Source organism: Methanothermococcus jasoni (assembly GCF_049075655.1).
Taxonomy (GTDB): Archaea; AGJL01; Methanococci; order Methanococcales; family Methanococcaceae; genus Methanofervidicoccus.
Genome location: NZ_CP157522.1, coordinates 156,688 through 177,294, shown reverse-complemented (window position 1 = coordinate 177,294; position 20,607 = coordinate 156,688). Strand labels below are relative to the sequence as shown.

Genomic DNA, 20,607 nt, shown 5'->3' with positions numbered 1-20,607 from the left:
TCTACCGCTGGTAGTGGTTGGAAGTTCAAAAGGTAGCCCTGAATCTCCTAAACGGGGATAGGGGTAGTGGGTTTGGCCACCCGTGTAGGGTTAAACCCTACTAAAATTAGACGAAATCACTTCGTGATTTCGTTGCTCGCTTACTACCGTAAGCGAGAACCCAACGAGTTCACTCGTTGGAGTAGGTCAGCCTATTAGTGAATTAATATATTGTCGCCTACTTAGAAAGGTTTTATTCCTCTATTCTCCAATCAATTTCCAATAATCTACTGTATTCATCCAGAACTCTTTTTATGTATTCTTTAATTTTTGCTTCACCCTCATTTTCAAACTCTACTGCCCATTTATCATTTCCAAACTCTTCTGCACCAGCCACTATTAAATCTTTAACTCTATGGCTTTCTATATACTTTGGATATCCTATTTTTTTATCGTATTCGTAAATATCTTTAATTAGCTCTTTAATTGTAGAATTTAAATCTACATCGGTTATTTCCTTTAAAAGTAATTCAATCACAGGATAAATCCACTTTCTATGGAATCTACAAATACCTAAATCCTCTATTGTTATTTCCTCAATAACCCTTTCAACGCTCAGTTTTGCCAGTTCTTCTGGCTCTAAAAATTCTCCGCATTGGTAGTATGTTAAATACTTTCCTTGAATAAGATAGGGCATAAAGTTTCCAATTGCCCAATAAAGTGTTGGAGATATTTCTCCATTATCTCCAAAAGGCACATAAACAGCATAGTCGTTAAATTTTTTATATGGGAATTCATCATTGTTATTTAACCTATCTTTAAATTTCTCATTTAAGATATTTGATGCCTTTCTTTTTCCAAGTGCCAATATCTTTCCAATTTCATTTTCGTTGAATGCCACAATATTTGCAAGTTTTACCGCGAGCTCTGCATTATGGCTTGAATTTTTCAATATATCCTCGTCAGTTTGGAAATCATTTATATCAAATACTGGTTTATCTATTCCAACTTCTTCTGGTTTTAAAAGTCCAACATCCAGCAGTTCAAATACCCATGATGCTAAATTTCCAAACTCTATGGCATCAAAACCAAGGGCATCCACAGTATGCACGACCTTATCTGTGGCATATATGTCAAATATTCCCAATAAGGGACCATTTGCTTCATAGGGCTCATAATCTACCTTTAAACCATTTCTATATTTTTTGCACAATACTGGGCAGGGTTCCCCGCAGTTAGTCCATTTTTTAGGTTCTATGGATTCTTTGTTGAATCTTGCCACAAAATATTCCATTATTTTTTTGTGAAGTGCTATTCTGGTATTTTTGGGAATGTATGGCATTCTCCAATTAAATATTGGTGTGATATCAAGGGTATAATGATAGTTATTTCCAAAAGTTCCTCCAGTTTCTGTTTCTTCGTTGTATCGGTATTTTTTGGTATGTTCGAGAACAACCTTTGTATATGGTTTGTTATAGTGTTCCTCCACAATTTTTCTCAATCTCTTTTCCAAATCCTTCTGTTTTTTTAGTTCTTCATTTATTATTTCACTTCCACCGTAATATACCACTCCTAAAATGTTATGAGCCCTGTATAATGCAGAACCTACTCCACCTCGTGCAGCCCAGTCCTCGGAACCTTCAACAAACTTTCCGTTTTTTACAGTTTGGGAAAATATTCCACCCATGTTTGTATTTAATGATGCAGGACCCACAACAAATGCCCTAAAATTCTTTTCATTGAATTTTTCTAATATATATTCACTTAAATCATATACACTTTTATAATTTTTTATATCGTAATCTTTAAGTTCCATAAAATCTATTTTTAATTCTTCACCTTCCCTGTCCAATATTAACAAACTCGGTTTTTCACATTTTCCAATTATTGCAACATTATTTAATCCTGTGTCCTTAAATACATATCCTGCACCGCCCATTGCGGAGAAGTGGAATCCATCCCAAAGGGGAGACCTAAATGAAAATATAAGTCTATTTCCTCCTATTATGGGTATAACGCCCCTTCCAAAACAGAATATGTTATTTTCATTATAAACGTCATATTTCCATGTTTCATATTTATTATGGAGATATATGCCCCAGTTTAGCGGAAAAAATTCTTTATTTATAATTTCGTATTTTTCATTTGAAGCATCTATTAATATATTCATACCCCTCACCGATTTTTTTATAAACTTTTATATTTTAATAATGTATAACCAATGATATATAATTACTAATATTTAACCATATATTTTAGGGGGTAAAATATGAACAACGATGAATATAGATTGTTAATGAAAATATTTATTTTAGTAGTGTTTTTGTCTATTATGTATATGGTATATCCCTTTTTAGACACGCTAGCTCTTTCATGTGCATTTGCATATATGGGAAAACCAATATATGATAAAATTAAACCATATGCGGGAAATTCCATTGCTGCATTGATATGCCTATTGGTATTTATCATACCAACGGTTATTGTAGGATACATAGTATTAAAAGAATTGGTAGTATTTTTACAGCAAATTAATATACAAAGCATAGATTTACAAAGCATAGATATAGTAAAAAGTTTAAATGAAGTTTTGTATAAAATATCAGGTATTTTTGGATATTCTTGGCAGGTAGATGAAAAAACATTATTTGAATACCTATCTCAAACTTGGGTATATTTGGAACCTTATGTAAAAAATTCATTATCTCAGATTATGATTTTGCCAGAAATGGTTGTAAAAACAATGGTTGTTTTATTCATGACATATTATTTTTTAAAGGATGGACATATGGTTAAAAAGGCAATATTGGCTCAGGTGCCTGATAAATACCATAAAAAAACAGAACTGTTTCTAAATAATTTAAATGAATCTTATAAGAACCTATTTATTGGAAATGTTCTAACATCTATTGTTATTGGTGTGATTTCAGGCATTGGGTATTATATAATTGGAATCCCAAATGCATTTATTTTGGCAGTTATAACTGGTGTTTTTGCACTTTTGCCAATAATTGGGGGATGGGCGGTATATATCCCTATTTCAATATATTACATAATAGTAGGTGAGGTATTAAAGGGTATCGAATTGTTGTTATTTGGTGCGATATTCTTATCTACTCTGCCGGATTTTATTATAAGGCCTTTAATAGTCAAAAAAGAAAGCGATGTTCATCCTTCTCTAATTTTAATAGCCTTTTTAGTGGGACCACTTACATTGGGACTTGGAGGATTTGCAATAGGTCCTTTAATTGTTGGGGCATTTGATGCCATATGGAAGGTGAAATTAAAGGAAAAATACGGAAATATAAGTAAGTAGATAAAGGGAGTATATAATAAGATTAAACAGAAAAAGAAGGAAAAATAAATAATGGTTAAAAAGGTTAAAATACTATTTGATATTATAAAAATAAAATAATGATAAAATAATTGTGAATGTATTATTATACTTAAAAAGATGATAGCATGAGAAAAAAGAAGATAGTGATGACAGCCGGGACTTTTGATTTATTACATCCTGGGCATTATAATACGTTAAATTACGCAAAAAGTTTGGGAGATGAATTAATCGTTATCATAGCACGAGATGAGACTGTAAAAAAGATAAAGGGGAGAAAGCCCATAATTCCAGAAGAACAGCGACGGATGATGGTTGAAGCAATTAAACCAGTTGATAAAGCAATACTTGGAAGTTTAACTGACAAATTAGAACCAATATTAAAAATAAAACCAGATTTTATAGTATTAGGTCCTGACCAGACCACATTTAAAATCCAAGAGTTAAAGGATGAATTGAAAAAACATGATTTAAAAACAGAGGTTGTGAAGGTTGAGAATTATACAAAATGTCCATTCCATAGCTCTTATGATATAGTTAAAGAAATAGTTAAAAGATGGTGCAATAAAGAATTGTAATATTTACAAACATAAATAATATATTAAATAATATTCCATTATCTTACCTTAGCCACTCTTCTAGCAATGGCAATTTCTCCAATTTTTATCAATCCTGCAAAGAATTTTTCCAAACCTCCGCACGCCCACAATGCCTGACCGAAGGTTGTGTTTTCTATTCTTTTTTCATATTCTTTGGCAGATATATCCTCCCCAGTAGTATGTTTTGTTACAACTGCTGCGGCTTCCATGAGCTCATCCCATGTTATACCTTTCAGCTCTTTTTCAAAGGTTTTGAATAGATTATAAACTGGAATATCATATAATTTTGCAAGTGTTTTTGTTATATCGCAGTTTCTAACCATTCCCACAACCTTTCCCTCATTATTTAGGACAGGTATGCTCATTACCTTATATTCCACAATCTTTACAACTGCGTCCCTTGCAGGGTCATTTTCATGCAATGTAATTACATCTTCAAGAGGATGCATTATTTCCTCTATTTTTTTAGTTTTATCATCAATTAATGCCAAATCTATTGACATGACCCATCCAATTAATTTATCCTTATTGTCAAGAACTGCGGTGCTGTATCTTTTTTTTCTATACATGAGCTCTATGGTTTTTTTAGCAGTATAATCTGGATATATTCTTAAAAATTTAGTATCCATTAATTCCTTTACTTTCATAATTAACCCCACCTATTTTTAATAATATATACTAATATTTTTATTTAATTTTTTATCTATTTTAATTTTTTATATCATTATTTAATTGTTTAATCTCAATAGCATGCACAGGACAGACTTTTTCACATCTTCCACAATATATGCATGTCGATTTGTTTATTTCCACCCCTTCATTAATCTCATCTATGGCATTAACAGGGCATTCATCGATACAGGCAAGACATTTTATACAGGTATCGTTATCTACGGTAATGTCCTTATTAAATGGAATTTCTCCCAGTTCATTTTGGACTTTTATTACTTTTTTTGGACAAACATTTTCACATGCTTTACATCCAACGCATAAATCCAAATTTACATCGAAACTTTTTCTTCTCTCCACATGGATTGCTTTTGTTGGGCAGTATCTATCGCAAATTCCACATTTTATACAGTTTTCCAAATCTATATCGTATTTTTTTAATCGAACAGTCCTATGTTGGACTTCGGTTTCTTTTAATTTATATATTATGCTGTCTCCATTTAGATATGCCTCACCATCTAAAACTTCAATGGCATCAACAGGACAAGTTTTAGCACATATTTCACATTTTACACATTTTTCAGGTATTATCTCAGCAGGTTTTCTTACAGTAGGTTTTGTTATTGCATCAACAGGGCATTCCTCATAACATAATCCACATCTTACGCATTTTTTTGGAAATACATAAATATATTTTTCAGAAAGATTTGTTATTTCTTGGATTATTTTATTGACTTCTTCTTCATCAAAACATAAATTATCTGAAATGTCAGATATTATCTTTTTAATAGGTTTTTTTATGGTTATCATCAAACCACCGTTTAAGTTTTAAGCTACTCAGGAGCTCCTTCAAAATCTATGGCATCTGATGGACAAAGATATCCACAATGCCCGCACAAGCGACATTTTTCCATATCAAACCCAACAGCTCCTTTTGATTCATATATGGCACAAAATGGGCAGTTTTTCATACATACAAGACAGGAAACGCATTTCATACGATTATATATTAGTTTTTCATTTTTAGCCCATCTTTCAATGATTATATTTCCTTTGGAGATTTTACCCACAATGTGGGTGATTTCTATTGCATCCACTGGGCAAGCCTCTACACAAGTTGAGCAATAGACACAATTTTCATGTATTATTGGCGGAAATGGGATATTTGATTCAATAATATTGATTGGACATGCTTCAACACATATATTACAGGATAAACATTTTTTATGGTCAATATCAATCCGCTTTTTGACGATTTTGTCATCTAAACTTAACTCAACTTCTAAATCTCTGAAATGTCTATATATTACCTCTTCAGCAGGTATGACTTTTGGTGACATATCAATCATTCTTCTATTTTTTATATTTGTATTTGGTTTATTTACTTTTATTTTTAGATTAGGAGCCTATTTTTTTATTTTTATGGTTATTAACAGCCTCATTAACCTTAATTTCTGCAAATTCTACAATGTCGTTTTTTGACATCAAGTAATTCTTAGAGAATTCTTCTAAATCTGACCTAATCACAGATTCAAATTCATCTTTTATTTTTCTCAGTTTGTATCTTTCGAAAACTGTTTCTGTATTGGTTAAACTTATTACCTCAACAGGACATTCTCTATAACATAATCCACATCTTACACAAGATTCTGGATTTATATAAGGTAGTCGAGTTTCGCTAGATATTAATATGGCATTATCGACATTGCATAATTTATAGCAAATTCTACATCCAATACAGGAATTCTCATCAATAATATAACATTTGTCCTTTATTTTGGTGGTTTTTACAACCTCTCCAATTCTCATTGCTGTGGTTGGGCATACTTCTATACAGTTTCCACATTTTACACATTCAACTACTTTGTAGTTTTTTAAATCTATATGTCCAGGACATACATCTACACAGTTTTCGCAAGATATGCAGAGACTTTTTACTATTCTTGGAATTTCAGAGATTTTTTCACAGTTATTATTTTTATTATCATTTTCTTCTTCTTTTTCACATTCTTTTCCTTCTTTTTTACCATCAGAGTTTTTGTCATTGCTGTCTTTGACATTAGTTATTAGTCTTTCAAATTTTAGGCGATAGCATTTATCGATTTTTTCTTTTAATATCTTTTCATCATAGGTTTTTATCGCATCAATCACAGGGCAGGCTTCAATACATCGCTTACAACCAATACATCCATTTTCGTCAATAAAATGGGTAGTTTCATTATATCCAATTACATCAACAGGACATACTAATTTACAGGAGCCACAATTTACACAGAGCTCTTCATCGATTATTAAATTGGTATATTTTGGAACATTCCAGGGAAGACCATCTGTTTCTTCCATTAATGTTCCAATCTCTAAAACTCTTGTAGGACATGATTCTACACAATTTCCACAACTTATACAAGCTCCTGCATCTATTTCAGGAATTTTTTTATTATATTCTGAATTATCTACCATTTCGATAGCAAATGATGGACATGAACCTTCACATGCCCCACAACTTATACATTTTTCAGGATAATCCACAGTTGGGGGAATCTTTCGGTATCGTTTTGGGGCAATAACACTTTCTTCTTCTGTTTTGGCATCCAAAAATTTTTTAATCCATTTTTTTCTCACAAATTCATAGAGATACCATATTGATGATGACATAAAACTCACTCCTGTTATTTTTGCTAAACTAAACTTATTTGAATGAATAAGGGGTAATTTTTCCTGTTTTTTTATCTTTCAATACGATTGTTCTTTCAGTGCATGATACACAAGGGTCGATTGAAGTATAGGTGGTAACTGCATCTGAAACTGTTGGACAAGTTTTTAGCATGTATTTATAAGCTTCAAGATTCATGACTGTTGGGGTTCTAATCATTATTCTTTTAATCAATCCTCCATCTGTAATGGCTATTTTATAATAAACCTCACCTCTGTGAGCTTCATTTTTCCATCCACCGGAACCGCCTTTTATATTGGCTTTAACTCTTACACCACCTGAGCTCTCCTCATATAATTCCAGTGCTTTCCTAATAAGACTTATACTTGCCAAAACTTCCTCATGTCTAACTATCATTCTTGCAGAGTTGTCCCCTTCGTCAGCCCAGACAGGTTTGAATTTAAGTTCTTTATATGTTGGATGTCTCAGTCTCCAATCACATTCTGGCAGTGCAGAAGCTCTAGCCACTGGTCCAACTGCTCTTGTTTTCATTATTTCTTTATATCCAATAACTCCTATGCCTTTACCTCTTAAATTTATTAAAGGACCGGTTTTAAACGCTTCCATTATATTTTTTACATCTTCTTCAAGTTCATTTAGTTTTTTATAAATTTTGTCCATTATTTCTTTATTAATGTCCAATCTAACTCCGCCAACTACATTAAACCCCATATTTACTCTGTTTCCACACATCATTTCCAGTAAATCCATTACATGCTCCCTCGCACTTAAACACCACATTGCAAGTGTTTCGTGTTCAATGGATAAATCATACACTGCGGCGGCTATCAAATGGCTGTGTATTCTCTCCAACTCTGTTGTAACTACCCTTAAATATCTTGCCTTATCTGGAACTTCAATCTTTGACATATGCTCAATGCACTCTGCAAAGGTCTGGGTATGTATGTATGAACATATGCCACACACCCTCTCAGCGAGGTGTATTCCTTTTAGATAATGCTTTCCTTCCATTATTTTTTCAATACCTCTATGGACATAACCCATTTCTATTTCCGAGCCTATTACCCTTTCACCTTCAACTATGAGTTTTACCCGTATGGGTTCTTTTAACACTGGATTTATGGGTCCTATGGGCACTACATTCATTGTATCACTGTTTTTTATTTTTATTTATTCTTTTATTTCATTTTCATTTATTTTTTATATGTCCTATATTCAAACTAAACTATGATTTGATTTCTTCTTTTGCCTGTTTTTTAAGAAGTTTTTCTTTTGCCGCTATGGCATCAGGTGCTATTTTCAATATTGCTTCAATTATTTCACCAGGTCTTGGTGGGCATCCAGGAAGTTTTGCATCTACTGGGATAATCTTATCCACTGGACCGCAAACATGACCTTCTCTAAATATGCCGCAACTCAAAGCACATGCTCCAACAGCCACAACAATTTTTGGTTCTGGTGTTTTTTCATATATTTCTTTAAGTCGATTTTTCCACGGAAGCGTGACAGGTCCTGTGATAACCAGAACATCAGCTTCCCTTGGATTATTATGCACATAAATCCCATACTGTTCAATATCGTATCTTGGAGCAAGCGTGGATACAAGTTCTATATCACATCCATTGCATCCTCCCGTATTTACAATACAAACGTATATGGACCTCTTTCTGAAGAATTCTTTTATCATGCTGTTCCTCCAATTGCTATTCTTTTAAAAGACTTATAATCAATTCTCTGCCAATATTCAATGCTTCATTGTAGGGTTTATGATGCATCAATGTATCTTCAACCACTTTTTTTCTTATTAAATCAGCCTCTTCTCTTGGAATTAAACCAAAAAAATCAGAAATCCAGCAAAGTCCTAAATCTATATCTACTTTTCTTCCTAAACATGCCATTCTTGCCTGCTCAGCAAAGGCATGAGATTCATAAAGTGCAACTCCATCATACTTTTTTACGAATATTTCAATAACATCTTCCAATGGAAGTTTTAAGGCATTTGAAATTGGAACAATAACTTCTTCCATTAGATATCTGTTGTCTTTTATGATATTGTATTTTTGCTCCAAAGTTCCTTCGCATTGAATTTCATCTATTTTTTTTAAATTAAGTTCCATAATATCACCCCCTATAAGTTCGCCTTAATTAAATATCCTACAAATGCGATAATAAGTCCAATATACAGCTCTACATTTCCATATCCTGGTCTCATCCCAAAAGGAACGCCAATTAAAAGGCATGCAATAGGATAATTTAAATGATATGGCAAGTCTATTAAAAATATCAATCCTCCAATTATAGAACAAATTAATGCATATTTATCCCTGACTTTTTCCACATAAGGCATATGATATTTTTTATAACTATAAGATAGTCCTAAAAACCCTCCAATTACAAGACATATTGTGCTGTAAAGTATATTATATGGCACCTCATTCATAGAATCACCTTATTTTATCAATAGCAAATTGGTATTTACAGAATACATCGAATAACTTAAATACAACAATCCTATAAATACCAAGAACATAAATAATATCTCTAAATTTTCCATGGTATGTGCAATAGTTTTAATTTTATTTGATTTAAAGGCAATTATCACAAACAATATTGCGATAAAAAGCCCAATTACTGACATAATGTTAGTTTGAAACATATTTATTGAAACCAAGACGCCCAATAATGTAAAGCAGGATATTGCTAAGAGATAAATGTAATTTTTCATGATATCACCTAATGAACAACCATATACAGTAAATCTATCATAGTCAGGGATGCAATCAATATTTGAAGCATGACCGAGTGATTTGGCGTTAATAGTGGGGTTATGGCACATATCATAGATATTATAAATGTTAGGGCAACCATTCCAACTAATGTCAATAGTGGATTCAATATCAATACTGGACCGATAAATAATGCTATAAATAGCCAAAGGAGAACAAACCATGCTATTGCATCTGAAATCAATATAATTGATTCAAGGGTTCCAAAATGTTCTGTTATGTATCCGCTGACAATACACTTATCCTTAACTATGCCGAATGGACTGTTTGGTGCCTTGGAAACAAGCAATATAAAGAATGCAAATGCTGCAAGTGGAAGTTTAAATAGTATCGGACCATTTACCGCTTGATAATTTATTATATCTCCTATCATCAATGAATGAGTTAATACATAGATTATTCCAACTACTGCAAATAATGGAACTTCGGCGGCAGCTGAGAATACACTTCTAACCCCTCCCAGTTTTCCATAGGGGGAACCACTACTAAGCCCGCATCCGTGCTCAACAATTTTTTGAAGAACATATAATCCAACCAATATTAACAATGAGGATTCAAATACGACCCCCACAAACAATGCAGACATCCACACCATAATATCCATCAACGCCACAAATAAATACAGCGGATTTCCAGCAGTAATTGGAAACGTAATTTCTTTGATGTAGAATTTAAATGTGTGTATCAAATACTGAATTATTGGAGGTCCTGGTCTCCCTTGCACCCTTGATATTATTTTTCTATGGAATCCCAATAATAATCCACCAATTAAGAAAGCATATAATGTATATGAGAGAGCTCCTATTATGTGTCCTATTGACAATATTGCATCCATATTACCACCCTCTAAATGGGATTTGCCCTTCGTCTTTTCTTCTAGTATCCGGATTTAACAATATTCCAAATCCATAAACTATAAATGGAGTGAATAATGCAGTGCCCATATAAACTAAAAATACACTTTTTGAACATAATATAATATATATAAATCCGATTAGTCCTATAATTAAGGAAATAATTCCACTCTTTTTTTCTGGCGTCATATGAATCACGCTCTTTTATTATTTTGAGAACCTATAATGGTTTTAATCATAAATAAATATAATATTTTATTTAGTTTATTATTTAATGGATAGTAAGTAAGATTTCAGCTGTTCTAATAATTATAAGCAGTGATGAAAGGTGTATCATCAAAATATAGGGTGCCCCCGGAGCTCTGAACATCTCTGCCTTTGCTGCATAAAATGGAGCTATACCAGTTTCACCAACCATTCCCACAGCATAAATTATTTTTTGATAGAATATATCATGAGATGTCTTTGATAGTTCAAATATTGATAGAGTTCCCGTTTTTGCTAAAATTAATGCCGCAGCTCCAAACAATGGAAGGGATGAAATTATTGCAATTATTCCATAATGGTATGCCGCATTTAACACCCATTCTTTCTTAACAGCTGAAACTATACCAATATTGGCAATACCTACCACAGCAAGAAATAGTGCATAATCGAATATATCTCCTGTGAGCATGGCAAATGCTGTGCTTATTCCACAAATAATAGCCATTAGCCGCCTTATCTTTAATTCTTTCAATGATACGATGTTGAGCTTATCGCCAAAGTCATTTATCTGAGCTTCCAGCTGTTGTTCAGGTTTTGTAAGATATACCACTAATGTAAAGAACAATGCAACAAGAAATGCTATCATTGAAAAGTCCGTTAAATAGAATATAATATCTCCGAAAGGTATATATCCGTAAAAATTCCCTGTGATTGGGTCCATAAACATAACATCACCATATTTTACTCCTATCACCTGTATTCACGATTCCTTCGGCAGGAAGCCAACGGTTTTAGCCGTTGGAGGAATGCCGAAAAATTTATATGTTGTATGAACTATAAATTGTAATAAGCCCTAAGGCACGAAGCTCGGTAGAGTGGATACGGTTGGAAGGGCTTTATTGGTAAATAATACAGGGCTGTCCGTCAGCCAGCCTAATGTCCTCCGCCCTTATTATTGAGGGAGTTGGAAGGGCAAGCCAACGACTTTAGTCGTTGGTAGCTGACAATGTATAATTTTATTTTAGAATATCACCAATCAATCCAAGTTTTGAGCCAACTTTTAATGCCAATGCACAGCCCGCTATTAACAGGAAATACAGGTATTTTTGAGGAAACAGAAAGAATCCAACAAATCCAAATAATACCCAGAGTGCCCACATAATTCCTGAAAATCCAGAAATTGATTCCCACGTATATTTTAACCTGCTAAGTGAAATTCCTTTTCCAGTAGCTCCCTGCGATAAAAGATAGAACAGCAACCCACTTGCTATTACAGCACCTCCTGTAAATCCGGTTAATAATGCACCATATACCACCAATACAAATGCCATAAATTTTGGGGCACTATATAATACTTCCATTTTACCAAATTTTACATCGATATGAGGGCTTTCCTTTGCAATGAATTCTTCAAGAAGTTTTGATTTTTTGACTTTTGATTTTCTATCATTTTTCATTTCATTTCTAAGCACAAGCACCTCGGAAACTGCCAAAAGTTCTGCCATTCCAACGACCAATCCTGGAAGTATAAGGGCTTCCGCAAGGTCTGTTCCAACGGCGGCTATCACCACCAACATGGCACATTCCACAAGGTCAGCTAACAAAAGCATATGTAAGTCGGATTTTTGGCGGGATATTGCATATAATGACAATATTCCAATTATAAATCCTACAACAACAGTTTTATTAAACAAATAACTTACAATATCCATTATTCCACCTCATCTCTATTGAGGTATATCCAGCTAAATATTATAAATGAAATTAATAATGTAGTAGATTCAAGTATTGTGTCAAATCCTCGTGTATAATATAATATTTCGTCCAATATGCCCCCCGGAGTAGATACAATGCTTGTTCCAAAGTATGGAGTTTTTTCACTAATCCAAATAGATATTGGAGATAGGTATGCAGTTATTTTTCCCCTTATTGGTTCAAACTGTGGATACTGTGTCTTAATATCTGCGGCTTTTTCAAGAGGAGCTCCTCCTCTGTCATAAGGGGCAAGGGGGGTTTTAAAAATTTGACCTTGCGGAACATCTTTTGGATATAGTTGATTTTCGTTAAATGTTGTGGGGGCGAAAAACTCAATAAATAATGCTAAACATAGGAATCCTGCGAACAATCTTGGAACAACCTCAGGTTTTGATATATAATTCCACATTTTACTGAGCTTTCTCATATTATGCCTCCAATTCCTCATTTTTGATAATCGCCCTAACAAATACTAGCATAAGCACGGCATTTACTGCAAGAAACGTCATAAGCGCAAGTGTTTCATTATATGCTAGGAGAATTAATGCCACACCCATTGACGGCACCTCTATATTTAAGAGCCTTTTAAGCGGGTCATTGGACATTGGACCGAATATTGCACCAATTGTTCCTATTATTAATAGGAAATAACCAATGTACATTGTTAATATAACTAAATTCATGTTATCCACCATATTTATCTTACAAGTATTGGAACTTCTGAACTATATTTTTTCTTGGTTCTTTTGAGATGTGCATATTTTAAAGAACCTAATAATAATATTATAGTGCCTATTGGCTCCAATATGGATGAAATCATTGCCACATCCAGATAATAAAATGAAGATACCAATCCTATTAATCCAGCTTCCAAGAATGCAAACATGATAATTTTATTTATGTAGTCAGTATGTAAAATTACTCCTATCCCTCCAATAATACAACAAAATATAGACACTAATGGTAAAATATCCATTTAATCACCTTATTTTATCTTTAAATTGACCATCTCCGTTATCTCATATTTATTTTGATATTTTTTCAAGTTTCTTCATTTCACCGATGGTATGAGCTATAGCGTTGCTTGACACAGTGGAGCATATAAAATATACTATTGCTGCAATGGCCCCCATCGGGCTTTTTATATATAGTACAATTAATGCAGCTATACAAAAGTTTAAACAGCAAACATATAGTAATTTTAGAGCTCTACTTCTTGTTAAAAATATTCTTAATCCTACAATGACCACTATAATCCCTATTGACAATGTTATGATATCCATTTATATCCTCCCCATCTTTTTTGCTATACTCCCTAATATTTTAGAGGCACACACATGATGGAATCCTTGGATTGTGAATATTGCAATTACCATTCCAGCAATAAAATACTGAGGTTCTATAAATCCACTGCATAAATATATCAAGATTGTTGCAGTTATGGTTCCAATGGTTCCCGCATAACCTGGGTCATTACACAACCTATTACCTATGAATATAAAGAGTGCAGCAATAAGGCCGCCTTCAAAACCCATTACGTAGTAGAATATGGCTGCCATTAATGTCCCAGCTGATGCATCGGGGGAGCATACGATATTTCCCATAAAATATCCTCCATTTATATTTCCTCCAATTTTCTCCACCTTCTTTCCAATTACATCAGCACCCGATACTCCGGGTTTTTTTGGTAATCCAAAGTATGTATCTACTATTACAAAGTTTATCCAGCATATTACAGATGCCATAATTAACTTTACAAACTCAATGATTTCCATAATCAACACCCGGGAATATCCTGTTCGTGTATTTTGAAAATAAAGCAGAAGTTATACCCATAATAATACATAAAACGATATCTAAACCAAATAAAAATTCAGTAATCGCAGTTAATCCCAAAGCAACAAATACCGTCGGGAACAAAATATTGCCTTCAAAAGAATCCATATTTGGTTTTAAAGGTAGTTTTAGCATTGCTCCAATAACTATCGAAGAAATAACTGAAATGCCATAGAAATAAATCAATGTATATAATGAATCCATCATATCACCAGTTAATGCATTACCAACAATGTATCACAATACCATCTTTTTTAATGGAATATATTGGAGGCATCTCTTCTTTTGGGAATATTTGAATAACTGTCTTTTTCCCAAGGACGTTAGAGATTTTGGTTTCTAATCTTCTGATGTCTGAACAATCCAAATATATGTCAATATCCCTGTTATCTGAATATGTTCCTCTAACATTTAATCTTCCCCTAAAAAACACTATCTTCTCAATATTTACTACTTTAAGATTTTTTTTAATGTATTCGGTAAAAAAATCTTTATCAACAATAAAAACCGGATATCCCTCAATGTATTTTTTATGCAGGCTGTTTTTAGTAATGAGCTCCTTAACAAACTCCACTATTGTGGATTCAAGTTTCGTTAATGAGAGTATATCGAGAAGATAGAGAATTGGATCTTCTTTATCCCAGATATTACTGCATTTTAATAACCCAAGGGTTATTGCTGCGGCATGAGATTTCGTGGCTTTTCTCTTTCCCTTTTCAAGCATGCTCAGATGAGATTGACTAACTCCGCTTTCCTCAGCAAGTTTTGACTGAGTTATTTTTAGTTTATTACGGAATATTTTTATATATTTGGGATTCAATAAAATGGCATGCTCTATAATATCAAGTTTTTTATACATGGTATCCCATCACATAGGAAGTATATTTCCGATATATATCATATTCAATAATTATCTATTTCATGAGAATAATATTATTCTTGACGGATGATATATATATAATTTTTCCCTATGATTAAACCAAAAACTATATATGTTATTACAAAATCCAAATAAAGTAATAATGGGGCAGAAAATAAAAAAAGGACGAAAGAAATAATATATATTAAATTTAAAAAAACAATCGGTGAGAACATGGAAGTTAAATCAGTAAATATTATAGACTGTCCAATATGTGGTGCTAAAAACGCATTGAAAATCATGACAAATGAACTGGATATTCCATATCTTGGGAAGGTAATTGAAACCACCATGATATGTGATAAATGCAAGTATAGAAAGAGCGATGTACTTCCAATAGAAGTTAAAGAACCAAAAAGATTTATTTTAAAAATATGTGGAGAAGGAGACCTGAATAAAAGGGTTATAAAAAGTTCCACAGGTTATATAAAAATACCTGAATTAGGTTTCGAAGTTAAACCAGGCCCAGCTTCACAAGGATATATTTCAAATGTTGAAGGTGTACTGAACCGTCTTGAAGATTCATTGAAAACATTGATGAACTGGGTAGAAACTGACGAGGAGAAGAAAAAAGCAGAAGAAATAGCAGAAAGAATTGAAAATATTAAAAATGGAAAAGAAACTGCAACACTTATAATTGAAGACCCCCTTGGACACAGTGCCATAATTGGAGATGGAGTTAAGGAAGAAAAACTTACAGATGAGGAAATAAAGCTGTTAAACAACAATGGTGTTTTTATTATGGAAAAATGAATAAAATAGAATAAAAAATTAAATCCAAAGCTTCAATAGCAATTTTCCAAAATCCGTTATTTTTATAACAGCATGTTCCTTTTCAACAAATCCGTATTGAAGGAGAGGTTCTATCCTATCATAAGCTGTTCTCCTATGAATACCAAGTGCTTTTGCGAGCTCCTCTATCTTTACTACACCGCCCATTTCATTTATTTTTAATATGGTTTCTTTTGTAGCGGGATATTTTGTAACCATGTGGATTCCATCTTTTGCACTAATAGAAGCTAAATCAGGAACTATGGAACACATTGATACTGTATAATTCATATATTCCCTTAAAACCGCTTCTCCATAGGATGTAAATCCAAAAATATTTAAAGGACCGGATTCCAAACTATTTTTTACAGATTCTTCCGATATTTCGGGCAAATATATGGATGAACAGCAGAATGTTAATGGAGAATCATACTTTGGTGCAGTATTAATCAGCAATTCTGTGGAGCTCTCGAATAATTGTTTAATTTTTGCATCTGTTATATTGACCATTTTCAATTCATTTCCTTCAACAATATTCGAACCACATATTAAAACTCCGTTTTTTATGGATATGGGTCCTTTTAAATAAATTTCATTATTTGGATTTACCAAACCAAACGCATTGGATAGATAAAATTGCCTATCTTTTTGGAGCTTATCATAGGTGCCTTTGAATTTTGAGATATTTTTATAATAATCAAGTGCGTTTATGCTGTTTAGCTTGTAAATGTATCGTTTATTTGTTTCTGTTATGACTGTTTTATTTTTGCTTTTTATTGTATTGGATGTTTCATCCGTTTCCGAGTAGTTTCCATAGGCTATTTTTGGCAAAATATCTCCACCAAAAGCTACGCAAACTACACTATCGAAATAAACATCATTGCAGTATTGGTATGTTTTTTTAAATTCAAAGTCGTCGGTAGTAGTTCCGCCAAATATGGGGATTGTAATACCTAAGATATCGATTATGCCTTTTAAAACCTCTTCTTCAAATTTACAGAAGTCCATAAATACCATGACGAATTTTGGAATCATGCCAAGATTTTCCACGGCATCTTGAATGGCTTTTTTCCCAGATTCTCTTGGATTTATAGATACTCCCAAACCCACTCCAACACCTATATGTATATACTTTGAAGACAGGATTCCAACGCCCACTCCTTTTTTTAGTAGCTTATTATTCACAATTTGAAATTTGGAACTTCCCCCCACAACTGGTGTTTTGGTATTCATTATAAGTTTTACCCCGTTTAATATCTCCTCTGGGTCATAATCAGGAGAGGAAAATAAAAATACGATGTTTGGGTGTTCCGAATATTTGTTTAATTGTTTTAATGCATTTGATGTGGCATGAGCTCCTGCTTTTAGTGGGTTGTCGTCGTCTGAAAATCCCTGTCCGAACTCTATGAATCTCACATTAACACCGCCATATATACTTGTTTGATAAAATAACCAACACTTTAATAAAACTATAATAGCTGTAATTAATACTATATTGTTAATTAAATATGGTCAATCTATTAAGTTATACTTATAAATTCTGAATTTTTCAAATAAATGTATATTTATTTAAATTTTCATAAACATAATATATTAAGGTAAATAAACTATAAAAAAATATTATTTTATAAATTTTGGAGAATAATCCATATGTAAGAATTTATTTATATATTCGGTGCAAATATTTCCCAGATGATTTTATTAAATTATAATTGACTATTTACCATCAATGCAACTATAATTTTTTACTATATAATTATACAATCAAGGGAGATAAAATGGCTAAAATTCTTGTGGTTGAAGATAACGAGGATATATTAAATCTTGTGAAAATAATACTTGAAGTAAATAATTACGAGGTTTTATCAGCACCTGATGGGTATGAGGCTATAAAATTAATGGAATGTATGCCTGATTTAGTATTGCTAGATATAATGATGCCAGGAATGAGTGGCTGGGAAGTTTTAGATATTATAAGGTCAAAAAAAGAGTGGAAAAATACGCCTGTAATAGCTTTAACAGCCCTTGCTCAGGAAAAAGATATTGAAATAGGCGTTAAAAAACATGTGGATGATTACATCATAAAACCCTTTGAAAAAAAGGAATTGCTTGATAAAATAAACCGTGTTTTAGAAGAATATAAATTAAATGAACAATAACTGAAATAAGATAGATATATATCAGGTGTAAATATGGGCAAATTACCTGCCATAAAAAAATTTGGAACAAAATTAACAATTTATTCAATAGTTGTTGCATTAATACCCATATTGATTTTGGGGATGGTATCAACAGATATTATAACAAAAACTATGAATGAACAGGCTCAGGAAAAAATAAACACTGATTTACATACTGCCGAAGGTTTTATGGCAGACCAGATTGATAAATTATCTACGGTATGTCAGTATTCTGCCAATTCAAAAGATACAATAACTGCACTTAAAAATAATAATATTTCAAAATTAAAAGAAATCGCCATACTAACAAAAAAATCAGGAGATGCTGATTTTGCAACAATATTCAACAGTAATGGGCATGTTGTGGTAAGGTCAAACAGCGATATAACAAATGATACTGAGCTCTTGCCACTTGTAAAAAAAGCACTTGATGGGAAAAGTATATCATCTATTGAAATATTAGATGAAAATACTGTAAAAAAGGAGAATATTGAAAATAAAACAAAAATAGATATTATTAAAACAGGTGTGGATTATGAATCAATTTCAGGACACCCAATTATAAATAAATCTGTGGAAACAAGAGCTCTCGCACTGGTATCCATTAAACCTATTAGAGATGAAGATGGAAATATTATTGGAGCAATAATGGTATCAAAAATTCTGAACAAAGACAACTCTTTTGTAGATAAGATAAAGGAGGCTACAAAAGATACTGCAACGATATTTTTGGATGGTCTTAGAATATCCACAAATGTTCAGGACGATAATAAAAGAGCTATTGGAACCTTTGTTTCAAAGGAAGTGTATGATAAAGTTATAAAAAATGGAGAAACTTATTATGGGATGGCTTTTGTTGTTAATGACTGGTATTTAACTGCATATAAGCCAATAAAAAATAGCAATGATGAAATTATAGGGATGTTGTATGTGGGAATGCCTAAAAAGCCATTTATAGTTCTTCAAAACAGTATAAAAAATCTTATACTTGGAGTTGGAATATTAGGGCTTCTAATAGCTCTAATGGTGTCTTTTGTAATAAATGGAAAGATTACAAAACCTCTTGAAGAGCTAAAAAAAGGAGCAGAGATGATAGGTAACGGAAACTATGATTTTAGAGTTCATGTAGATACAAACGATGAATTTGGAGAACTTGCCAAAGCATTTAATAAAATGGCTGATGAGATAAGAAAATCCAATGAGAAACTCAAAAAACAGGCGGAAGAATTGGAAAAATCCTACAATGAATTGAAAGAATTGGATAAATTAAAATCAGACATCGTAGCAATAGTATCTCATGAGTTGAGAACACCATTAACTTCAATAAAGGGATATGTAGAGCTCGTGTTGGATGGAACAATGGGGGCGATTACTGAAACCCAGAGAAAATGCCTTGAAATTGCAAATGAAAACATCGATAGATTAAAAAGATTAATAGATAACATGCTTGATTTATCCAAAATAGAGCGTGGAGAATTAGAAATGCAAATGGAAAAGATAAATTTAAAGGAGCTCGTGGAAGATGTTGTTGATACCTTAAAACCACTTGCAGATGAAAAAAATATTAAAATAATATATAAAATAAATGATATGGTTCTAAATGGTGATAAAGACCGAATAACTCAGGTTTTAACCAATTTAATTGAAAATGCCATAAAATTTTCACCCATAAATGAAAAAGTGGAAATTCAAGTATTAAAAGAGGGCAATTCTATCCATATGAAGGTTATAGACAACGGTCCGGGCATACCTAAGAGAGATTTAGATAGGATATTTGATAGATTCTACCAGGTGGATTCCCCTGCAAAACGGATAAAAGGCGGTTCTGGATTGGGTTTGGCAGTGTGCAAAAGTATCATAGAAGCCCATGGTGGAACTATCTGGGTAGAAAGTAACTTGGGTAATGGAAGTATATTCCATATAATTATTCCAATAAACTAATATTTATTTTATTTTTAAGTGAGGTCTTAAAAATCTTCGTGGTTTTGAAAATCGAATGCTTTTATATTAACAAGTTTTAAATATAATGATAGTTAAATAAAAT

Annotated in this window: 27 protein-coding genes; 5 read left to right on the top strand and 22 right to left on the bottom strand. The window is 32.5% G+C overall.

Annotated elements, in window-relative coordinates; translation table 11 throughout:
* Nucleotides 1-232: 232 nt before the first annotated feature.
* Complete coding sequence (locus tag Mjas_RS00885; protein ID WP_421077921.1) at nt 233-2,149, bottom strand: aldehyde ferredoxin oxidoreductase C-terminal domain-containing protein; 1,917 nt, start codon at nt 2,147-2,149, stop codon at nt 233-235.
* A gap of 99 nt (nt 2,150-2,248) precedes the next feature.
* On the opposite strand from Mjas_RS00885, the gene Mjas_RS00880 reads away from it, so the two are divergent.
* Nucleotides 2,249-3,295: an AI-2E family transporter gene (locus Mjas_RS00880; protein ID WP_421077920.1), complete on the top strand. Its 1,047-nt coding sequence runs from the start codon at nt 2,249-2,251 to the stop codon at nt 3,293-3,295.
* A 146-nt stretch (nt 3,296-3,441) separates the two neighbouring features.
* On the top strand, nt 3,442-3,891 hold the full coding sequence (locus Mjas_RS00875) for an adenylyltransferase/cytidyltransferase family protein (RefSeq protein ID WP_421077919.1): 450 nt from the start codon (nt 3,442-3,444) through the stop codon (nt 3,889-3,891).
* 38 nt (nt 3,892-3,929) lie between these two features.
* Here Mjas_RS00875 and Mjas_RS00870 read toward each other — a convergent pair whose 3' ends face one another.
* The 20 genes from Mjas_RS00870 to Mjas_RS00775 all read right to left on the bottom strand — a co-directional run bounded on the left by Mjas_RS00870 (nt 3,930) and on the right by Mjas_RS00775 (nt 15,552).
* Entirely contained in the window at nt 3,930-4,559 is a 630-nt protein-coding gene (locus Mjas_RS00870) for an HPP family protein (RefSeq protein ID WP_421077918.1), read from the bottom strand.
* A gap of 61 nt (nt 4,560-4,620) precedes the next feature.
* Nucleotides 4,621-5,391, bottom strand: coding sequence for a 4Fe-4S binding protein (locus tag Mjas_RS00865; RefSeq protein ID WP_421077917.1), 771 nt, complete (start codon nt 5,389-5,391; stop codon nt 4,621-4,623).
* Between the two features lie 23 nt (nt 5,392-5,414).
* A complete protein-coding gene (locus Mjas_RS00860) occupies nt 5,415-5,921 on the bottom strand; it encodes a 4Fe-4S binding protein (protein WP_421077916.1) in 507 nt (168 codons plus the stop codon).
* Nucleotides 5,922-5,979: 58 nt separating this feature from the next.
* Complete coding sequence (locus Mjas_RS00855) at nt 5,980-7,236, bottom strand: 4Fe-4S binding protein (RefSeq protein WP_421077915.1); 1,257 nt, start codon at nt 7,234-7,236, stop codon at nt 5,980-5,982.
* 34 nt (nt 7,237-7,270) lie between these two features.
* The gene (locus tag Mjas_RS00850; RefSeq protein WP_421077914.1) at nt 7,271-8,401 is read right to left on the bottom strand and encodes a nickel-dependent hydrogenase large subunit; all 1,131 of its coding nucleotides are present in this window, start codon (nt 8,399-8,401) and stop codon (nt 7,271-7,273) included.
* 79 nt (nt 8,402-8,480) lie between these two features.
* Nucleotides 8,481-8,942 (bottom strand): NADH-quinone oxidoreductase subunit B family protein, encoded by a 462-nt coding sequence (locus tag Mjas_RS00845; protein WP_421077913.1) that lies wholly within the window; start codon nt 8,940-8,942, stop codon nt 8,481-8,483.
* A gap of 16 nt (nt 8,943-8,958) precedes the next feature.
* Nucleotides 8,959-9,372 carry a DUF1959 family protein gene (locus tag Mjas_RS00840; RefSeq protein ID WP_421077912.1) on the bottom strand — a complete coding sequence of 138 codons (414 nt, stop codon included), beginning with the start codon at nt 9,370-9,372 and terminating at the stop codon, nt 8,959-8,961.
* Nucleotides 9,373-9,383: 11 nt separating this feature from the next.
* A complete protein-coding gene (locus Mjas_RS00835) occupies nt 9,384-9,695 on the bottom strand; it encodes an energy-converting hydrogenase subunit EhaL family protein (RefSeq protein ID WP_421077911.1) in 312 nt (103 codons plus the stop codon).
* Nucleotides 9,696-9,704: 9 nt separating this feature from the next.
* Nucleotides 9,705-9,980: a hypothetical protein gene (locus tag Mjas_RS00830; protein ID WP_421077910.1), complete on the bottom strand. Its 276-nt coding sequence runs from the start codon at nt 9,978-9,980 to the stop codon at nt 9,705-9,707.
* An 8-nt stretch (nt 9,981-9,988) separates the two neighbouring features.
* Nucleotides 9,989-10,876, bottom strand: a complete 888-nt coding sequence (locus tag Mjas_RS00825) for a respiratory chain complex I subunit 1 family protein (protein ID WP_421077909.1) — start codon at nt 10,874-10,876, stop codon at nt 9,989-9,991.
* Between the two features lies 1 nt (nt 10,877).
* Complete coding sequence (locus tag Mjas_RS00820) at nt 10,878-11,084, bottom strand: hypothetical protein (protein ID WP_421077908.1); 207 nt, start codon at nt 11,082-11,084, stop codon at nt 10,878-10,880.
* A gap of 82 nt (nt 11,085-11,166) precedes the next feature.
* The gene (locus Mjas_RS00815) at nt 11,167-11,829 is read right to left on the bottom strand and encodes a proton-conducting transporter membrane subunit (protein WP_421077907.1); all 663 of its coding nucleotides are present in this window, start codon (nt 11,827-11,829) and stop codon (nt 11,167-11,169) included.
* A gap of 289 nt (nt 11,830-12,118) precedes the next feature.
* Nucleotides 12,119-12,814: an EhaG family protein gene (locus Mjas_RS00810; RefSeq protein ID WP_421077906.1), complete on the bottom strand. Its 696-nt coding sequence runs from the start codon at nt 12,812-12,814 to the stop codon at nt 12,119-12,121.
* Nucleotides 12,814-13,284, bottom strand: coding sequence for a DUF2106 family protein (locus tag Mjas_RS00805; protein WP_421077905.1), 471 nt, complete (start codon nt 13,282-13,284; stop codon nt 12,814-12,816). The genes Mjas_RS00810 and Mjas_RS00805 overlap by 1 nt, the downstream gene beginning before the upstream one ends.
* A 1-nt stretch (nt 13,285) precedes the next feature.
* Complete coding sequence (locus Mjas_RS00800; protein WP_421077904.1) at nt 13,286-13,540, bottom strand: EhaE family protein; 255 nt, start codon at nt 13,538-13,540, stop codon at nt 13,286-13,288.
* Nucleotides 13,541-13,554: 14 nt separating this feature from the next.
* Nucleotides 13,555-13,833, bottom strand: coding sequence for a DUF2108 domain-containing protein (locus tag Mjas_RS00795; protein ID WP_421077903.1), 279 nt, complete (start codon nt 13,831-13,833; stop codon nt 13,555-13,557).
* 49 nt (nt 13,834-13,882) lie between these two features.
* Complete coding sequence (locus tag Mjas_RS00790; RefSeq protein WP_421077902.1) at nt 13,883-14,140, bottom strand: DUF2109 family protein; 258 nt, start codon at nt 14,138-14,140, stop codon at nt 13,883-13,885.
* Nucleotides 14,141-14,632 (bottom strand): hypothetical protein, encoded by a 492-nt coding sequence (locus tag Mjas_RS00785; protein WP_421077901.1) that lies wholly within the window; start codon nt 14,630-14,632, stop codon nt 14,141-14,143.
* A complete protein-coding gene (gene ehaA / locus Mjas_RS00780; RefSeq protein ID WP_421077900.1) occupies nt 14,619-14,897 on the bottom strand; it encodes an energy-converting NiFe hydrogenase A subunit EhaA in 279 nt (92 codons plus the stop codon). Before ehaA ends, Mjas_RS00785 begins: the two co-directional genes overlap by 14 nt.
* Before the next feature lie 19 nt (nt 14,898-14,916).
* Nucleotides 14,917-15,552, bottom strand: a complete 636-nt coding sequence (locus tag Mjas_RS00775) for a helix-turn-helix domain-containing protein (protein WP_421077899.1) — start codon at nt 15,550-15,552, stop codon at nt 14,917-14,919.
* Nucleotides 15,553-15,786: 234 nt separating this feature from the next.
* Here Mjas_RS00775 and Mjas_RS00770 point away from each other — a divergent pair, with 234 nt between their 5' ends.
* Nucleotides 15,787-16,365 carry a ZPR1 zinc finger domain-containing protein gene (locus Mjas_RS00770; RefSeq protein WP_421077898.1) on the top strand — a complete coding sequence of 193 codons (579 nt, stop codon included), beginning with the start codon at nt 15,787-15,789 and terminating at the stop codon, nt 16,363-16,365.
* An 18-nt stretch (nt 16,366-16,383) separates the two neighbouring features.
* On the opposite strand, the gene Mjas_RS00765 is transcribed toward Mjas_RS00770, so the two are convergent.
* Entirely contained in the window at nt 16,384-17,799 is a 1,416-nt protein-coding gene (locus Mjas_RS00765; protein ID WP_421077897.1) for an FIST N-terminal domain-containing protein, read from the bottom strand.
* A 362-nt stretch (nt 17,800-18,161) separates the two neighbouring features.
* Here Mjas_RS00765 and Mjas_RS00760 point away from each other — a divergent pair, with 362 nt between their 5' ends.
* Nucleotides 18,162-18,542: a response regulator transcription factor gene (locus Mjas_RS00760; protein ID WP_421077896.1), complete on the top strand. Its 381-nt coding sequence runs from the start codon at nt 18,162-18,164 to the stop codon at nt 18,540-18,542.
* A gap of 33 nt (nt 18,543-18,575) precedes the next feature.
* Nucleotides 18,576-20,504 carry a cache domain-containing protein gene (locus Mjas_RS00755; RefSeq protein WP_421077895.1) on the top strand — a complete coding sequence of 643 codons (1,929 nt, stop codon included), beginning with the start codon at nt 18,576-18,578 and terminating at the stop codon, nt 20,502-20,504.
* The last annotated feature ends 103 nt before the right edge of the window (nt 20,505-20,607 follow it).

Bases quoted from the DNA above. Each gene is read 5' to 3' on its own strand.
- Mjas_RS00830 (WP_421077910.1), bottom strand. From the start codon at position 9,980: ATGAAAAATTACATTTATCTCTTAGCAATATCCTGCTTTACATTATTG.
- Mjas_RS00850 (WP_421077914.1), bottom strand. From the start codon at position 8,401: ATGAATGTAGTGCCCATAGGACCCATAAATCCAGTGTTAAAAGAACCC.
- Mjas_RS00865 (WP_421077917.1), bottom strand. From the start codon at position 5,391: ATGATAACCATAAAAAAACCTATTAAAAAGATAATATCTGACATTTCA.
- Mjas_RS00840 (WP_421077912.1), bottom strand. From the start codon at position 9,372: ATGGAACTTAATTTAAAAAAAATAGATGAAATTCAATGCGAAGGAACT.
- Mjas_RS00835 (WP_421077911.1), bottom strand. From the start codon at position 9,695: ATGAATGAGGTGCCATATAATATACTTTACAGCACAATATGTCTTGTA.
- Mjas_RS00880 (WP_421077920.1), top strand. From the start codon at position 2,249: ATGAACAACGATGAATATAGATTGTTAATGAAAATATTTATTTTAGTA.
- Mjas_RS00800 (WP_421077904.1), bottom strand. From the start codon at position 13,540: ATGAATTTAGTTATATTAACAATGTACATTGGTTATTTCCTATTAATA.
- Mjas_RS00825 (WP_421077909.1), bottom strand. From the start codon at position 10,876: ATGGATGCAATATTGTCAATAGGACACATAATAGGAGCTCTCTCATAT.
- Mjas_RS00760 (WP_421077896.1), top strand. From the start codon at position 18,162: ATGGCTAAAATTCTTGTGGTTGAAGATAACGAGGATATATTAAATCTT.
- Mjas_RS00860 (WP_421077916.1), bottom strand. From the start codon at position 5,921: ATGTCACCAAAAGTCATACCTGCTGAAGAGGTAATATATAGACATTTC.
- Mjas_RS00790 (WP_421077902.1), bottom strand. From the start codon at position 14,140: ATGGATATCATAACATTGTCAATAGGGATTATAGTGGTCATTGTAGGA.
- Mjas_RS00855 (WP_421077915.1), bottom strand. From the start codon at position 7,236: ATGTCATCATCAATATGGTATCTCTATGAATTTGTGAGAAAAAAATGG.
- Mjas_RS00805 (WP_421077905.1), bottom strand. From the start codon at position 13,284: ATGAGAAAGCTCAGTAAAATGTGGAATTATATATCAAAACCTGAGGTT.
- Mjas_RS00810 (WP_421077906.1), bottom strand. From the start codon at position 12,814: ATGGATATTGTAAGTTATTTGTTTAATAAAACTGTTGTTGTAGGATTT.
- Mjas_RS00820 (WP_421077908.1), bottom strand. From the start codon at position 11,084: ATGACGCCAGAAAAAAAGAGTGGAATTATTTCCTTAATTATAGGACTA.
- Mjas_RS00875 (WP_421077919.1), top strand. From the start codon at position 3,442: ATGAGAAAAAAGAAGATAGTGATGACAGCCGGGACTTTTGATTTATTA.
- Mjas_RS00770 (WP_421077898.1), top strand. From the start codon at position 15,787: ATGGAAGTTAAATCAGTAAATATTATAGACTGTCCAATATGTGGTGCT.
- Mjas_RS00845 (WP_421077913.1), bottom strand. From the start codon at position 8,942: ATGATAAAAGAATTCTTCAGAAAGAGGTCCATATACGTTTGTATTGTA.
- Mjas_RS00755 (WP_421077895.1), top strand. From the start codon at position 18,576: ATGGGCAAATTACCTGCCATAAAAAAATTTGGAACAAAATTAACAATT.
- Mjas_RS00870 (WP_421077918.1), bottom strand. From the start codon at position 4,559: ATGAAAGTAAAGGAATTAATGGATACTAAATTTTTAAGAATATATCCA.
- Mjas_RS00785 (WP_421077901.1), bottom strand. From the start codon at position 14,632: ATGGAAATCATTGAGTTTGTAAAGTTAATTATGGCATCTGTAATATGC.
- Mjas_RS00775 (WP_421077899.1), bottom strand. From the start codon at position 15,552: ATGTATAAAAAACTTGATATTATAGAGCATGCCATTTTATTGAATCCC.
- ehaA (WP_421077900.1), bottom strand. From the start codon at position 14,897: ATGGATTCATTATATACATTGATTTATTTCTATGGCATTTCAGTTATT.
- Mjas_RS00885 (WP_421077921.1), bottom strand. From the start codon at position 2,149: ATGAATATATTAATAGATGCTTCAAATGAAAAATACGAAATTATAAAT.
- Mjas_RS00795 (WP_421077903.1), bottom strand. From the start codon at position 13,833: ATGGATATTTTACCATTAGTGTCTATATTTTGTTGTATTATTGGAGGG.
- Mjas_RS00815 (WP_421077907.1), bottom strand. From the start codon at position 11,829: ATGTTTATGGACCCAATCACAGGGAATTTTTACGGATATATACCTTTC.